The following is a 15,217-nucleotide window of genomic DNA, read 5'->3' as shown; positions in this document are numbered from 1 at the left end:
CGGATGGCGCCATTGTCCGCACCCCGGTACGAGAAGGCCACCGCTGCGCCCATAACCAGTCGTGGCCGGCGCCGGGGTTGGGTTGGGGTGACACGGATCTTGTCATCGCTCGGCCTGTGGAGCAGGCCGAGCGATGACGCCTACCTGCCGACAATGAGATGGGGCTCTGCCCGGTCCGAGGAGCCGTGAGCCTTGATTACACGGAGATGTCCTGTTGCCGGCGTGGGCCGTGCCGCCGGGCACACCGATCCTGACTGCAGCCCCGCAAGCCGGACTCGCGAGCGGGGGTGCAGCGTGCTGGAGACGGTCGGCGACCCGATGCCACCATGGCGGTCATGCAGATCGAAGCTCCAATGTTGCCTTATAGGGCTTTGCCCCGGCACGCGAGACTTCGGTATCGACCCACCTGGGCCAGACATCGCTGGGGTGCGCTTCGTGAGAGGATCGACTTCTGGACGGTGCTCAGTGGTAGTTATCTCTCGACGGTCGTAAGTCGGGATGGGATGTCCGACGTCACTCGGTCAATGCGCTGTGGCCACCAGAACCATCGGCCGAGGAGCCGGGCAATAGCCGGCACCATGAAGGCGCGCACAACCAACGTGTCGAGCAGTAGGCCAATACAGATCGTGGACCCTACCTGCCCAACCGTCCGCAGGTCGCTGACTACCATCGCCAACATGGTGAAGGCGAACACCACTCCCGCGGTGGTCACCACCCCGCCCGTGCCCCCCATGGCGCGCACCAAGCCGGTCTTGAATCCTGCACTAACCTCTTCTTTCAACCGGGAAATCAGAAGTAGGTTGTAGTCAGACCCTACGGCCACCAAGATAATGAAAGAGATCGGAAGAACCAGCCAGTTCAGATCCTTTCCGAGAAGGTGTTGCCAAATTAAAACGGACAACCCAAAAGCTCCTGCGAAGGAAAACACCACTGTGCCGAGAATGACAATGGCGGCAGCGAAGCTTCGGATGATCACCAGCATGATGATAAATATCAGGGCCAGAGCGGCTATTGCGGCAATGACAAGGTCGTATTTTGCGCCGTCCTTGATATCCCAGAAATTAGTTGCAGACCCGCCAATGTATACATTCGCGCCGGCTAAGGTGGTGCCCTTTACGGATTCGCGGGCAGTTTCATAGACCGACTGGGCGCGCTCTATGCCTTCTTTCGACATGGCTTCGCCTTGGTGGGTGACAATGTACCGTGCTGATTTTCCATCTGGAGAGACGAAGAACTTCAAGGCAATTTGAAAATCCGGATTATCAAAGGCTTCCGGTGGCAGGTAGAAGAAGTCGTCGTTCTTCGCCGCATCGAAACTTCTTCCTAGATCTCGCATGTTGCCAGCAAGATCAGAAAATTGCGGCATGAGTGCTTGAAAAGTACTCTGCATCGTAAGTAGCAATGTCTGCATGCGGGATGTGTTGTCGAGCATGTTGCCGAACTGATCGGCCATCTTCGGCAACGCCGACGCAAGAACTCCCGAGCTCGTCACCGAGTTGTCCATCTCGTCGACCATCTTGTCTAGACCGTCCATGAGATCAAAAACAGACCGCAAGGCCCCGCAGATCGGGATATTGAAGCAGTTCTTCTCCCAATAGAAATAGTTCCGTAGAGGTCTAAAGAAGTCATCGGCAGTTGCCAGTTGATCCCGCATCTGCCCGGCGATGTCTCGCATCGCCTTCGATGTATCGTGCCCCATTGCGGCAGCGGCGGCTTGCTCGTTAGTTAAAGCTTGCATACGGCGAGTAAGAGCGAGCATATTCGTGAGGGTGTCCGACATTTTCGTCATATCGGCCATGCGATCATCTATGAAACGCATATTTTGCCCGATTTTACTGCCCATGTACCCGAGCGAGAAGGGTAAGGAAGTGTTTTCCAGTGGAGTTCCCAATGGGCGGGTAACGCTTTGCACCATCGCGACTCCAGGCACCCGGAAGACATTCTTCGCTACCCTATCGAGTGCCAGCATGTCGGTAGAGTTCCGCAAATCATGGTCCGACTCTATGAGAAGCATTTCGGGGGAAAGTTTACTCTGTGGAAAGTGTCTATCTGCAGCCTGATACCCGAAATTTGAGAGAGTATTCGAGGGCTGATGTTCCCGCTCGTTGTAACTAATCCGTAGCGTTGGCAGTGTAATCACGCCAACAAGGACAGCAGCGCAACTGGCAACCAGGATTGGAACGGGCCATCTGACAACACTGGTCCCAATTCGGCGCCAACGCCGAGTCTTGATTGGCCGCTTGGCATCGAACCACCCGAAGCGGCTTCCCACGGTCAAGAGCGCAGGACCTAGGGTCAGCGCCGCTGACACAGCAACGAGCATGCCTAAAGCGGAGGGTATCCCCATCGTGCGGAAGTAGTTGAGCCGGGTGAAACTTAAGCAGAATGTTGCTCCGGCAATCGCGAGACCCGAGCCTAGTATCACAGGTACTACACCGCTGAATGCTGTGTAGTATGCGGATTCTCTATCTTCGCCGCGTTGTCGTGCTTCTTGATAGCGGCCAAATAGGAATATTCCGTAATCCGTGCCCGCACCGATGACTAGCGACACCAGCATTGAAGTAGTAAATGCTGAAACCTGTGATACACCAAGGTTCCCGAAAAGTGCCGCAATCCCTCGGCTTGACATTAGCTCGATAATGACGGTGACCAAGATCGTGAGCGCTGTAGCGATGGATCGATACACAATGAGAAGGATTGCCGTAATCATCACGAGAGTGGCGAGCATCAGCCGATTCAGGCTTTCATCGGCGGTCCGAAGTGAATCCGTGGCAAGTGGTGCAGCCCCCGTGACATATGACTTCAGCCCTTGGGGAAGGGGGATGTCGCTCACTATCTCTCGAACGGCGTCTATGGATTCGTTGCCGAGCGCAGCACCGGTGCTACCGGCAAGACGAATGAGAACATAGGATGCCTTGCCGTCCGCACTCTGGTTTCCCGCTGCTGTTGTGGGGTTTCCCCAGAGATCCATGATGTATTGCACATGTTCTCTATCTTCCGATAAGTGCTTCAGCACGTTGTCGTAGTAACGGTGAGCCTCATCGCCGAGGGGGTTCTCGCCCTCCAGCACGATCATGGCTACGCTATTGCTGTCGGATTCCTTGAATAACTCACCAATCCGGATCATCGCTGTGGACGACGGTGCATCATCGGGAACCAATGGCACTGCACGCTGATTTACAACTACTTCTAACGGCGGTACGGCGCCGTTAAGTGCGAGCATTATTAAGACCCACAACACCATTATTGGTATTGATAGTTTCCGGACAATTTTTGCGAACAGCGGACGCTTCATATGCGTGTGGCTCATGCGGACAACACCGTGCAGGAGACGGCCGCGTGTTCGGCGGTTGAAGTGTGTTCCGAACGAGCCACACCATTAACCTTTATGCGGCACCCGACATAGTTGCCATCAGTCTGCACCATGATGCTCGCAACTGCTGCCGTCTTAACTGTTGTTTCCGTGTGGGACCACGGCAATGCGGTGATATCCACCTGGTTTGGCAGTGTCTCCACGTCAAGATAGTTGAGACTTCCCGATTGCCGTACATCTCCGAAGACTTCGTACGTGATGTTCTTTGGGTTGAATTTGACGATTTGGGAGCCGATTCCGGGGACTGCAGTGGAGGGCTCGCGGCCTGCGCCGAATCTTCCACGTACCTGCCAAACCGACGCGCCGGCGACCGCTAACACGATCAAGACGGCGAGGCCAAGCCATGTCCGTTTGAGAGACGAGAACAACATCGTGATTACCCCTCGCAGTTAGCTCAGAATCGAACGACGAACTGTTCCGACCCTCGAGTTGGGGTCGGAGTTCTGTGGCGGTCGAGGCCTAGCCAAGGCTCCGTCATCTCGTGATTCCGGAGGGGCGACGGCCAGTCCGATAGGAACCCTATACTGGTATGGGGTATATAACAAGTGGCCATGTCGCTTGCCTGGCGGTGGGCATGAGCCCTGTTCATATACCCCCAATGGGTATGATTGACGCGGAACGTCGCTTCCGTGCCGAGTAATGGGATGGTCCGCTGGGGTGTGTGCGTATGATCCAGGACTCGTACGGTGTCCAGAGTCGGAGAACGCTCTTCGGCGAGGGGTTCGCTCACGCGCGGACATAGAAGTTCGGCGAATGAGTAGGTTTGCCGGTGGGCGGCAACTCACACGAGCTTTGAGCGCGGTACCTGCGATCGCATACGGTCGGTGGTACCTATCTGGGGTCCCTGTCTAGGGCATGAGAGATCTCCGACGAAGTGAATCGCTTCAGACACGAACCCGGGCGGCGGGGTCCGGGTGGTGAGTCAGGGCGCCATCGTCGTCGACAGGCCAAAGGGCCGACGAATCAACAGCACTTGAAGGCCCCATCGCTGTGGACGCGTGGCGGTCCCGGTGATGGAGCGTTCGAGGTGGTCAAGAAGCTGTTCGATGACGGCGTCATGCGCCGGGACCACGAGCGCGGCGAGTTTGATCCAATCACTGAAACCGCATTCAAGGTCGAGGGTGTGCCGAACCAGCACTCCGGCACGGCGGGGCGCCGCCTCGAAGACATGCCTGCCGTCGATGAGGTTCCCGTTCACGCTGTCGAAGGTGAATTCAACGAACCGTCGGGAAGTGTATGCGGTGCATGTGTATCCAAAATCATTGGGCTCCAATCGGCCCCGGGCCAGAGTTGATCCGTAGGCGATCTGAGGGTGGCGAACAACGGCTCGATTGCGTCGAGGTTTGTTCCTGGGAACAGCCGTTCGTGAACGTTTCTGACTCGCCAGCTGGGTACGGCACTGCGGCCAGTCCAACGGATGCGCGGACGATGGAACGAGATCATGATCCCACCCAAGTCAATCAGCCCGTCGGGAATGAACTCGGGTGCGGTGAGACTTCAATAGACACGTGAACATCGACCTGACTGGTAAGACCGCGTTAGTCACTGGGTCCACGCAGGGCATCGGACTGGAAATCGTTCGGCAGCTTGCCGCCAGTGGTGCGCGGGCCGTGGTGAATGGGCGCTCGCAGGACCGCGTGGAAGAGGCGATTGCCGAAATTGGGCTTCAGAACGGCACTGTTATCGGAGTCGCCGCGGACGTTTCGACTGCCGAGGGGGTGGAGCTGCTCCGCGAGCAGCTCCCCGAGGTGGACATCCTGGTCAACAACTTGGGCATCTTCGGTGCCGTACCGGCGCGTGAGATCACCGATGAACAGTGGCGGAACTACTTCGAGGTGAATGTGCTGTCTGCCGTGCGCCTTATCCGGGCGTACTTGCCGGGGATGATCGAGGCGGGATGGGGTCGCATCATTCAAATTGCCAGTGACTCTGCGATTGTCATCCCGCAGGAGATGATCCACTACGGCGTCTCCAAGACTGCGTTGTTGGGGGTGACGCGTGGGTTCGCGAAGGATGCGGCCGGCTCTGGTGTCACCGTCAACTCGGTCATCGCCGGACCCACGCACACCGCGGGCGTGGAGGACTTCGTCTATCAGCTTGTCGACAAGTCGCTGCCCTGGGATGAGGCACAGCGTGAATTCATGAAGAAGCATCGGCCACAGTCGTTACTGCAGCGCTTGATCGAGCCGGTGGAGATCGCCAACCTGGTCGCCTACCTCAGCTCCCCGTTCGCTTCTGCCACGACGGGCGCCGCGGTTCGTGCCGACGGCGGGTACGTGGATTCGATCCTGCCTTAGCGGCCGGTGGTCGTTGTGGAGCGCGTTTCGTCGATGTCCAAAACGGTGACGAGGGTGCGCACCCACCACTGTCGTTGTTGGCGGCCTCGTCTCGCGTCTGGTTCGAGAATGCCGGCGCTGCGGCGAAATGCCGCTCCGTAAGCAGCTTCCGTGGCAAGCGCCTGATGCAGGGCGGCGACGGCAAGACGCGTGTCATCGCGCGGTGGTCGGCGACCATGGGACGGCCTCCGGGCAGCATGGAGGGTATCGACGACGGGATTGAGTAGCCCGGCACCGTCATCGCGCCACCCGGCAGCGTGAAGGGCGATGGCCAGCTCCCCGTAGCCGTCTTCGTAGACATCTGCGATGCAATCCACCAACTCAGACACCTGTGCTCCGCGGCTGACCCAGTCTTGGGTGGCGTTGGTGACCGCGTCGCGGATCCGGGTACCGCCGTGGTGCAGCAGTGCCACGAGCAGACCGTCGCGATTCTTGAAGTGGTGAGCGACACCCGCATCGGTCATCCCGACGCGGGTGGCGACGGCGCGTACCTCGACGGCGTGCGGACCGGCCTCGACAAGAAGCTCCTCAGCGGCTTTGAGTATCAACGACTTCGCCTCGTCGGGGCGTCGGCGAGTTCGAGGCTGGCTCATGCGGAACAGTCTACCTTGACGGATCAAAGTATCAAGATTACCTTGATACGGCAAGGTAATGCCACCGAATGGAGGTTAGTGATGCTGACGTTCGAGGAGAAACTGCCGGGTGTTGACGAGAGCATCTCGTTGGTGCCGCTCTTCCGGGGCGTCTGGCATGTGGCGCAGTACGTAGTACTGCCCGCCACGCCAGCCGGGACACGAGTGGTTATCGAAATTCCGGAGGGCAGGCTGGAGGGTCGAGGGATTTCCGCGCAGACTCTGGGCCGCGCGAATGCCGACTGGTTCGTTATCGGGCCGGACGGGACTGGCACCGCAGATTATCGAGGAACTATGCAGACCGCTGACGGCGCGGCGATCTATATATACGGCCATGGCCGGTGCGATATGTCGGCAGGTTTTTCGGCCGGAGCTGTCTTGCGGGGACATGCACATTTCGAGACCGGCAGTGACCAGTACCGCTGGATGAACAAGGTACACGCAGTATTTCGCGGAGTTGTCGTTGGTGACGGCGCGGGGGGAATGGGTGTCTACCACGATGAGTACTTCGAAGTCCGCTGATCCCTGACTTAGCTTGTCCATCTTCTCGTTCAACGGCAAAGGGCCGCTTCCGTAGGCTGATTCGGAAGCGGCCCTTGGGCTTTGGAAGGTTTAGTTGATGCCGCCGATGAACTCGCCGCTGGCGGGCGGGGTGTACCGCATCTGCGGGCCGGAGTTGTTCATCGAGTACTGGCCGGTGCCCAGCCGGGCATGATCCCGGTTGTTTCCTCCGGAGCCGTTATTGCCGGCGCCGGCGACGACGCTGGAGGTCGGCGCGGCGGTCAATTCGATGGCGGCGAAGCTTGGCACCAGGATCGCGAGACCGATGCCGGCCGCTGCGACAACGCGGCTGGCGTTCGTGGAAATTGCCTTCGAGGTGGCGGTGATAGCGGTCATGTTGTCTGCGCTCCAATGCTTTTGAAGATCTACGTGCGATGCTTCTAACAACATGAGCGCTATCTGTTGCCATCCATGATGGCCTGTGATAAGTCAGTCAGCCCGGTGCGGAATAATCGGTAAGACTGGCCTGTTCGATAAAGCAGGACAATCGAATACGGCAGACGCGGACCCCCACGGCCATATGACCGGGGGCGGTCCGCGTCCGCGAATTCAGTTCGATTCAGTTGTGCGTGGGGCAGGAGATGTCCACATATACCGTCGAGAAGGCGGTGGCGCCGCGCAGTCCCTCGACGCCAGTCACCACACACTGCGATAGCGGTGCGTCGGCGATGCCGTTCAGCTGGACCGTATAGCCCTGCGCCTGTAACTGGTTCACGGTGTCGGCGGCGGATGACCCGCCTCCGGCGGACGCCGAGGCCTGCGCGCTCAGCGCGAATGAGGCCACGGCCATCGCTCCGAGTGCGGCGACTGCCACCAAGAACGAGACCGCTGACCGGATGGCCGACCGGGTGAATGAGGTGATCTGGGTGTTCATGGCGGTTCCTTCCACCGTTGAGAAGTTCTAACGTTTGGAATAACCTCTAACCATTAGGGGGTATTTCCTCTTCACTGTTAGATAGGCCACATGGTTACAGGTGGCGCTATCCATTAGGAGAGATACAGTCGTGGCATGGAGACGGGCACGTCCGGCACTATCGCCGCGATTCTCGGTGAACCACTTCCCGTGGAACTGATGAACACGGTTCGTGGTGGTCGCGAGGGTGTCCGGGATGCCCTGGACGGTGATGAGTCGGTGTACGCATGGCTCACCGCCATGGCGGACCGGATCCTGGCCGAATCGGGTGCTCATACGATTGCCTTCTCCTTGGAGGATGCGCGGTTCGTCGCCGGTGACCTGCGGGCGTTGCGCGACGCGTTGCGGTGCCTGGCCGCCGAAGTCACCGAGGATCCGAGGCCGCCGACATCCGGCATGACCCACACCCAGGCCGTCACCACGATCAACACGCTCGCGCGTGCCCGGGCGGAGTTGGTGTGGCCGGTGGACGGAGAGCCCAGTAGGGCGGCGACGGCCCGCGGATCGCAGGCACGGTTGACCGTCGGGTTGATCGCTCGTGAGGCTGTCGACTTCTTCGGCGGCCCGGAACGCCACCAACTGCGTGCCTGCCTGGCATCACACTGCGTGCTCTACTTCGTCAAGGAGCACCCTCGTCGGGAATGGTGCACGCCGAAGTGCGGTAACCGCGCTCGGGTGAAGCGGCATTACGACCGTCAGACCGTGGTGGGCTCCTAGCCGCTATCGGTGACCGCGCGCCGCTTCTCCAGGAACACCTTGGCGGCCGTCGCGGCGGCCGGGAGGGTCGACAAGATGGCGACCACCAGGATGATGATGTCCAGGTGTTCGCCGACGAAGGCGACGTTACCCAGGAGGTAGCCGATCGTCGTGAGTCCTACACCCCACGCTGCGCTGCCGATGGCGTTGTACAGCAAGAATTTTGGATAACGCATCCCCGACATGCCAGCGATGACCGGGGTGAAGGTGCGCACCACGCCGATGAACTGAGCAACGAGCAGTGTTTTGGGTCCGTGTTTATCGAAGAACTCGCGGGAGGCGGTCAGATACCGCTGTTTGAAGAAGCGAGCATCTTCCTTCTTGAACAGCGCCGGACCGAGCCGGCGTCCGATGAAGTACCCGCATTGGCTGCCGAGCAGAGCCGCCAGTGCGGCGCATGGCGCCAGCAGTTGGATCGAGACAGGTGAATTCGGCTGGGCGGCAATCAGTCCTGCGGAGAACAACAGCGTGTCGCCGGGGAGAAACGGAAACAGCAGGCCGGTCTCGATGAAGACGATAACCATGACTCCGGCCAGTACGGCGCCGCCGAAAAACCCGCCCGCGCCCAGCCAGTACATCGGATCCATGACGTCAGCGGGCGCCAGACCCATGTCCATGGCTGGAAGTTAGCCACGGAACATTGCGGGATAGGAAACAACACGAGAACCCCACCTGGCGCGCTCACGGTGGGTGGACGTGCCGGCACGACGGACAGGTGGCAACCGGGCGAATACCCTCGACGTACGGAGGTTCGCGGAATACCGTGGCAAGTATGGCTCGCACCACCTTCAGTGTCGCGACGTTCAACATGTACAACCTGCAGGACGCGGACACGCCGCTCTACCCCACCTCCAAGCCATGGACTCCCGAGGAGTTCAAGCGCAAGAGCGAATGGGCAGCATGGCAATTGGGGATCGTCGGGGCGGACATCGTCGGAATGCAGGAAGTGTGGAGCAAGAGCGCACTGGAGTCGGTTCTTGCGGTGGATCCGCAGGGCCTGGCCGACGAATACGACGTCCTGGCCACTCCGGCGATAGGAACCTCCATCACCTGCGCCGCACTGGTTCGTAAAGGCCTATTGACCGGAAAGCCCAGGTGGATAACCGACTTCCCCAAGGCCGTGCGCCTTGAGTCCAGGGACGACCCCGCGGACCCGCAGGCACCCGTTATCGACGTCTCGATCAAGAGCTTTTCCCGGCCCGTGCTGAACTTCCAGGTTCAGCTGCGCGACGACGAACCGGCTACGGAAGTCTTTGTGGTGCATCTCAAGTCCAAGCTGCCCACGCAGATCAGCAGGGAGGCTTGGTACAAGAAGTCCTCGGCGACTTATCGGCCGCATCAACAGGCGCTGGGTGACGGGATCTCAACCATCCGCCGAACCGCCGAGGCAGTGGCTGTGCGGGTGCTACTCAACGGTGTCATGCGCGACACCGAGACTCCGGTCATCGTGCTGGGCGATATGAATGATGGGAAAGAGAGCAACACGGCGAACATCCTGACCAGCCAGCCGCGTTATCTCGTGGGAGATTCTCAGGGTGGCAGCGACTTTGGGCTCTACTCGGCGCAAACGTTGCAGGAATATCGGGACACACGCGACGTGTACTACACCCACGTACATCAAGATCTGCGGGAGTCGCTCGATCACGTGATGGTCAGCGAGCAGTTCTACGACCACAGCCGTAAGCGGGTCTGGCTCTTCGACGGGCTGCTGATCAACAACGACCATCTCAACTTCGAGAATCACCGGGAGACGGGTACCGGCGACCACGGCATCGTCAGGGTGAGCTTCAAGCACGACCCCGTCAAGTGACCGTCACGACGCGCTGAGAACTCGCCTGTCGCCGAGTGGGTTCGCGAGCGGCACGGCAAGAGAGCCCTGCACGGCGATCAGGATGCACGCCTTGCCGACGGACTCCGGTGGCGTGCCACCGTGCAACGCGATCTCGACGGCGTCATCGGTCTCACGGACGGTCGCGTGCACGCCGTGGCACTGCGGTGTGCCGCTGGTGAAGTGCACGATCACAGCGTCGCCGTCCGGGGAGCGACTCCAGGTGTCGAATGTCATTGGGCGGCTGTCGACGATGCGCGGGTCGTCCTCAAATACGACAGATGACGCGGCGGGTGGAACCTCCATAGGGGTGGCGACCGAGGTATCGGCCGCGGCCCGCGGCGTATCGAGCCCGCGATCGCCACAACCCGCGAGGGCGAGGAGGGACAGGACTGCCATCACAACCATGCGCATGCCCCCACGGTAGGCGCCCGGTCGGGTCATCTAGTGATCGGCGGCGAGAGCAGGGCACGGACCTCGCCGTCGGAGACCTGGTGAAAGTCCTCGTAGGCGTCGCCTACCGCCTGAAATCGGGAGGGGCACGACGCGACCACGAAATCGTCCACAAGGGGACAGAACCGGTGGAATGCCGATCGGGGGGCAACGGGAACCGCCGCCACCACTCGGGCGGGCGATGTTCGCCTGATCGCTCGCAATGCGACGCGCATCGTCGCACCGGTGGCTATGCCGTCATCGACCAGAATGACGGTCCGGTCCGCGAGGTCGATGCTGCGCTGTCGCAGGTACAGCTGTTCGCGTCGGACCAACTCGCGACGCTCACGGGCGGTCACATCCCGGACTTGTTCGAGGCTGACTCCCATCGCGCGCACGATGTCCTCGTCGACGACCACCTCGCCGCCGCTGGCAATGGCTCCCATCGCGTACTCCTCATGTCCCGGAACGCCAAGCTTGCGTACGACCAGCACCTCCAGCGGGGCGCTCAGAGCTGACGCGATCTCCCGCCCCACCGGAATTCCGCCACGTGGCAGCGCGAGCACCACGATGTCCCGCATCTTGTATGGCGCAAGGATGCTCGCCAGTACGCGGCCGGCGTCCTGGCGATCACTGAACATCCGATACGGGGGTGACATGGGCGGGTTTTGGGCTCGTGCTCCGAATGCCTCCATCTTCCAACTGCGACGTCGTGCTGACAACAGCCGCGCGCTGCGCGGCTTCGAACAACCGGTTACGGATGGCCGACACCGAATGCGGGAGCCACACCGCCTGCACGGGAACCAATGGGGGATTTGCGATCTCGATCACTCGCACCTTGCCGCGGTAGACAACGCCTGGGTCGTCGGTGACGAACGCGCAATGATCGGGGTGCGCGAGCACCGCCGTGTACGACGGGGTGCCCTGCACCGGATTGACCAGTAGTTGTGGCTCGAAACCGCTTCGGCGGCAATGTGAAACCAGCAGGTCTGTGTAGAAGGAGTGGCGGGGCGGGGACCACACCACGATGGGATAGTCCGCGATCGCGGTGATATCGATCCGATCGCCGGCGGCGAGGGGGTGAGATTGCACAACCGCGATGCGCAGCGGCTGGTAGAGCAGAGTGTCGGTGGCCAGGTCGGTGGGCATATCCACCCCGCGGCGGAGCGCCAGATCGAGCGAGCCATCGAGGAGGCCATCGCGCATGGTGCCCGGGAAGACCTGCCGGACGGTGATCGACACCGGGGGGTCCGCGATGACCGCCGGCTCGATGATCCGATAGACCTCCTCACTGGATATCGCGGGAGAGTGTCCGATAACAAAGGCCCGCTGAGGATTCGAGAAGTTACGTGTCGCGTTGGCCAGTACACGTATTCCGGCCAGGAGCGGCCGTGCGCCGGTGTACAGCTCGTGGCCGGCGTCGGTCAGTTGCAGACTGCGTTGCGCGCGTGAGAACAGCTCGACGCCAAGGTCACGCTCCAGTTGACGTATCGCCGACGACAGCGCCTGCTGGGTGATAAACAATTCCGCCGCAGCGGCGGCCAGAGTCGGCGCCTCCGCGGCCACAACGAACTGAAACAATCGCCGGGAATCCAGCAAGTTGGCCAGCGAACTACCTTCGGCTGTCGCGCTCATCTGCAATGACAACTCCTACTTGTGTTTATACAAGAATAATGTGGTTTTTCCTTGTGCTAGCTAAACCTACGATTTTGTAGGGAGATGTGGGTAACCATGAGACCCACTCGCAATGGCGGGTCCACACACGCGTAAAGGGAGATAATCGAGTGACAGATCATTCGCTAAAGGGTAAGACAGTTCTTGTCACCGGTGGAGGTAAGAATCTGGGTGGGCTGATCGCCCGGGATCTCGCAGCCAATGGCGCCGGTGCCGTCGCGATCCATTACAACAGCGCGTCGAGCAAGGATGCGGCCGATGAGACGGTGGCTGCGATCCAAGCGGGCGGGGCGAAGGCGGTGGCGTTCCAGGGTGACCTGACCACCGGAGACGCCGTAAGCAAACTATTCGCGGACACCGTCGAAGCGGTGGGGCGTCCCGACATCGCGATCAACACAGTCGGCAAGGTCATCAAAAAGCCGCTCACCGAAATCACCGAGGAGGAGTACGACTCGGCGAGCGCGGTCAACGCCAAATCCGCATTTCTGTTCCTCAAGGAGGCGGGTAAGCACGTCAACGACAACGGCAAGATCGTCACGCTGGTGACATCGCTGCTGGGCGCGTACACCCCGTTCTACGCGGCGTACGCGGGAACCAAGGCGCCCGTCGAACACTTCACCCGCGCTGCGTCGAAGGAGTTCGGGGAGCGTGGTATTTCGGTGACCGCGGTGGGCCCGGGCCCGATGGACACGCCGTTCTTCTACCCGGCGGAGGGTGAGGATGCGGTGGCGTATCACAAGACCGCCGCCGCGCTCTCGCCGTTCTCGAAGACCGGCCTGACCGATATCGAGGACATCGCTCCGTTCATCCGCTTCCTGGTCAGTGATGGCTGGTGGATTACGGGGCAGACCATCCTGATCAACGGCGGCTACACCACGAAGTAGTCACTGCTGCGATAGCGGCCTCGTCCGGGACGTCGAGGTCGCGGGAACTGGCCGCCGTACGTATTTGGCGAGTAGAACGCTCGCCAAGGCGACGGCGGCCAGTTCTGTCAGCACGCTGATCACCGCATACGGTGCCGGGTCCCAACCGCGTTCGGAAAACCCGAACAGGCCGATGGTGCGGGACAGCGCGAAGGCCACGAGCGCTCCGGCCGAACCCAGACCCGCCGCCGCGATGATCCAGTCGGGCGCGCCCACAGCGATGAGCGCAGCCAACGCGATGAAGACGCTGGCCTGCGCCAGGAACGCGGGCCCGATGGCCGGAATATATTGATAACCATGCATATACAAGAATGCATGGGCATACCCGCTGACGGCCATTGCCACGGCCAAGGTGAGGCGGTATGCGAGGTTCATGTCAGTTTGTCCTCTTTGATGGCAAGAGCCTGACTACCTTTCACGTAGCTGACCTCGCGGATGCCCAGGATGTCGTGCAGCTGACCGGCCGGCAGTGTCACCGGTTTCGGAGTCCGACCGTCGCCCGGTTTGGGTAAGGGGTAGGCCGTAGTCGTACCGCTGTAGAAGGTGATGTTTCCTTCGGTCTTGGTGAACAGTTGGTGCACATGTCCGTTGAGGCATGTCACGGACGCGAACCGCTTCATGTAGCTCAGGGCTTGTGCGGAATCATCTGTACCCCAACCCCATTCGGGATACATCGCGAACAGCGGGATATGGCTGAACACGATGATCGGGGTGTCGGCGGACAAGGGGTCGAGATCCTTGCGGATGAATTCGAGTTGGTCACCGCCGAGGTGGCCGAGCTTCTTCAGATTGAGGGTGTTGACCAGCCCGATCACGTGGACACCGGCGATATCGAAGCTGTACCACCCGTCGCCACGGGTACCGCCGCCGAAGACGCCGCGGTACTTCTGCCCGGCGTCGTCAACCGAATCATGCTCACCCGGAACGGTAAAGACATGTGGGGTGCTGATCCCGGACATCATCTGCTTCACCTGATCGAACTGCTCATCGGTGGCCAGGTGCGTGAGATCGCCGGTGTGGATGACAAAGTCCGGGGTGTAGCCCAGATTGTTGATCTGGTTGATCGCATGGCCGAAGGAATCGGCGACGTTGGTATTGGCGGTGCCGTTGAACCCGATATGGCTGTCGCTGATCTGCGCGAATCGCAGCGTCGGGCGGGCGCCGCTGGCCGCCGTGGCCGAACCCGATACACGCGAAATAACTTCTCCACCAGCGACAGTCAGTGCGACAGCGGCGCCGAACCACGCGGTGTGCCGGATCAGCTGCCGCCGGGACATGCTCTGCGGATCCTGTTCATTGGTCATTGCACTACTACCGTCGCCTTCATGAAGGGGTGGATGCCGCACACGTATTGGTAGGTACCCGCCTTGGCGAACTGATAGGAGAAGGTGCCCTGGGAGTCCAGTCCGGGGGAGCGGAACGTGCCATCCTCGGCCACCACGTTGTGCGGTTCTTCGTCCTTGTTCGTCCAGGTGACGGTGGTGCCTGCGGGCACGGTCAACGCGGGGGGATTGAAGGCGAAGTTCTCGATGTTCACTGCGGGACCTGCCGGGGCCGGCGCCGAGGGAGCGGCGCCGGTTGCCGGTATGGAGGACATACCGGGCATGTTGTGCCCGGACATGCCGAGAGTGCCGGTGGCGTCAGAAGCGATCGTGATCGACAGCGGCGCATCGGATGTGGTGCTACTTCCGCCGGAACATGCTGCCAGCGGGATCGCTAGTGCCGCGGCAACTGCGGCACAGCGCGACGAAGACAAATACATGGTGCCCCTTTCCATGGACGAGTCCGC

18 protein-coding genes are annotated in these 15,217 nt (G+C 60.7%); 5 read left to right on the top strand and 13 right to left on the bottom strand.

Going from position 1 to position 15,217, the window contains the following annotated elements; all coding sequences use genetic code 11:
• Positions 1 to 472: 472 nt before the first annotated feature.
• The 3 genes from B4394_RS07980 to B4394_RS25065 form a co-directional block, all read right to left on the bottom strand.
• Positions 473 to 3,310, bottom strand: coding sequence for an MMPL/RND family transporter (locus B4394_RS07980; RefSeq protein WP_078314678.1), 2,838 nt, complete (start codon positions 3,308 to 3,310; stop codon positions 473 to 475).
• Positions 3,307 to 3,744, bottom strand: a complete 438-nt coding sequence (locus B4394_RS07975) for an MmpS family transport accessory protein (RefSeq protein ID WP_078312150.1) — start codon at positions 3,742 to 3,744, stop codon at positions 3,307 to 3,309. Before B4394_RS07975 ends, B4394_RS07980 begins: the two co-directional genes overlap by 4 nt.
• Positions 3,745 to 4,295: 551 nt before the next feature.
• Positions 4,296 to 4,571, bottom strand: a complete 276-nt coding sequence (locus tag B4394_RS25065) for a hypothetical protein (RefSeq protein ID WP_139360024.1) — start codon at positions 4,569 to 4,571, stop codon at positions 4,296 to 4,298.
• 310 nt (positions 4,572 to 4,881) lie between these two features.
• Here B4394_RS25065 and B4394_RS07965 point away from each other — a divergent pair, with 310 nt between their 5' ends.
• Positions 4,882 to 5,670, top strand: a complete 789-nt coding sequence (locus tag B4394_RS07965) for an SDR family NAD(P)-dependent oxidoreductase (protein WP_078312152.1) — start codon at positions 4,882 to 4,884, stop codon at positions 5,668 to 5,670.
• On the opposite strand, the gene B4394_RS07960 is transcribed toward B4394_RS07965, so the two are convergent.
• A complete protein-coding gene (locus B4394_RS07960; protein WP_078312153.1) occupies positions 5,667 to 6,302 on the bottom strand; it encodes a TetR/AcrR family transcriptional regulator in 636 nt (211 codons plus the stop codon). The genes B4394_RS07965 and B4394_RS07960 overlap by 4 nt on opposite strands.
• An 81-nt stretch (positions 6,303 to 6,383) precedes the next feature.
• On the opposite strand from B4394_RS07960, the gene B4394_RS07955 reads away from it, so the two are divergent.
• Positions 6,384 to 6,863 carry a DUF3237 family protein gene (locus B4394_RS07955; protein WP_078312154.1) on the top strand — a complete coding sequence of 160 codons (480 nt, stop codon included), beginning with the start codon at positions 6,384 to 6,386 and terminating at the stop codon, positions 6,861 to 6,863.
• 90 nt (positions 6,864 to 6,953) lie between these two features.
• Here the strand turns inward: B4394_RS07955 and B4394_RS07950 are convergent, their stop codons facing one another.
• Positions 6,954 to 7,238, bottom strand: coding sequence for a hypothetical protein (locus tag B4394_RS07950; RefSeq protein WP_078312155.1), 285 nt, complete (start codon positions 7,236 to 7,238; stop codon positions 6,954 to 6,956).
• Between the two features lie 223 nt (positions 7,239 to 7,461).
• Complete coding sequence (locus B4394_RS07945; RefSeq protein ID WP_078314676.1) at positions 7,462 to 7,776, bottom strand: hypothetical protein; 315 nt, start codon at positions 7,774 to 7,776, stop codon at positions 7,462 to 7,464.
• Between the two features lie 135 nt (positions 7,777 to 7,911).
• Here B4394_RS07945 and B4394_RS07940 point away from each other — a divergent pair, with 135 nt between their 5' ends.
• A complete protein-coding gene (locus tag B4394_RS07940; RefSeq protein WP_078314675.1) occupies positions 7,912 to 8,532 on the top strand; it encodes a CGNR zinc finger domain-containing protein in 621 nt (206 codons plus the stop codon).
• Here the strand turns inward: B4394_RS07940 and B4394_RS07935 are convergent.
• The gene (locus B4394_RS07935; protein ID WP_078312157.1) at positions 8,529 to 9,188 is read right to left on the bottom strand and encodes a DedA family protein; all 660 of its coding nucleotides are present in this window, start codon (positions 9,186 to 9,188) and stop codon (positions 8,529 to 8,531) included. The genes B4394_RS07940 and B4394_RS07935 overlap by 4 nt on opposite strands.
• Positions 9,189 to 9,343: 155 nt before the next feature.
• Here B4394_RS07935 and B4394_RS07930 point away from each other — a divergent pair, with 155 nt between their 5' ends.
• Positions 9,344 to 10,381 carry an endonuclease/exonuclease/phosphatase family protein gene (locus B4394_RS07930; protein ID WP_078312158.1) on the top strand — a complete coding sequence of 346 codons (1,038 nt, stop codon included), beginning with the start codon at positions 9,344 to 9,346 and terminating at the stop codon, positions 10,379 to 10,381.
• 3 nt (positions 10,382 to 10,384) lie between these two features.
• On the opposite strand, the gene B4394_RS07925 is transcribed toward B4394_RS07930, so the two are convergent.
• From B4394_RS07925 to B4394_RS07915, 3 genes are read right to left on the bottom strand one after another with little or no spacing between them, the layout of a single operon-like run.
• Complete coding sequence (locus tag B4394_RS07925; RefSeq protein ID WP_078314674.1) at positions 10,385 to 10,813, bottom strand: hypothetical protein; 429 nt, start codon at positions 10,811 to 10,813, stop codon at positions 10,385 to 10,387.
• Between the two features lie 26 nt (positions 10,814 to 10,839).
• Positions 10,840 to 11,472: a phosphoribosyltransferase gene (locus B4394_RS07920; protein ID WP_078312160.1), complete on the bottom strand. Its 633-nt coding sequence runs from the start codon at positions 11,470 to 11,472 to the stop codon at positions 10,840 to 10,842.
• Positions 11,462 to 12,466, bottom strand: a complete 1,005-nt coding sequence (locus B4394_RS07915) for a LysR family transcriptional regulator (protein ID WP_078314673.1) — start codon at positions 12,464 to 12,466, stop codon at positions 11,462 to 11,464. The genes B4394_RS07920 and B4394_RS07915 overlap by 11 nt, the downstream gene beginning before the upstream one ends.
• A gap of 149 nt (positions 12,467 to 12,615) precedes the next feature.
• Here B4394_RS07915 and B4394_RS07910 point away from each other — a divergent pair, with 149 nt between their 5' ends.
• A complete protein-coding gene (locus B4394_RS07910) occupies positions 12,616 to 13,389 on the top strand; it encodes an SDR family oxidoreductase (RefSeq protein ID WP_078312162.1) in 774 nt (257 codons plus the stop codon).
• On the opposite strand, the gene B4394_RS07905 is transcribed toward B4394_RS07910, so the two are convergent.
• From B4394_RS07905 to B4394_RS07895, 3 genes are read right to left on the bottom strand one after another with little or no spacing between them, the layout of a single operon-like run.
• Complete coding sequence (locus B4394_RS07905; protein WP_078312163.1) at positions 13,390 to 13,803, bottom strand: hypothetical protein; 414 nt, start codon at positions 13,801 to 13,803, stop codon at positions 13,390 to 13,392.
• The gene (locus B4394_RS07900; protein WP_078314672.1) at positions 13,800 to 14,732 is read right to left on the bottom strand and encodes a metallophosphoesterase family protein; all 933 of its coding nucleotides are present in this window, start codon (positions 14,730 to 14,732) and stop codon (positions 13,800 to 13,802) included. Before B4394_RS07900 ends, B4394_RS07905 begins: the two co-directional genes overlap by 4 nt.
• On the bottom strand, positions 14,729 to 15,190 hold the full coding sequence (locus B4394_RS07895) for a cupredoxin domain-containing protein (RefSeq protein WP_078314671.1): 462 nt from the start codon (positions 15,188 to 15,190) through the stop codon (positions 14,729 to 14,731). The genes B4394_RS07900 and B4394_RS07895 overlap by 4 nt, the downstream gene beginning before the upstream one ends.
• Positions 15,191 to 15,217: the final 27 nt, after the last annotated feature.

The organism is Mycobacterium sp. D16Q16, assembly GCF_002013745.1.
In the GTDB taxonomy this organism is placed as follows: Bacteria; Actinomycetota; Actinomycetes; order Mycobacteriales; family Mycobacteriaceae; genus Mycobacterium.
Note: the sequence above shows the minus strand (reverse complement) of the source record. Positions and strands in the feature narration are given on the sequence as shown.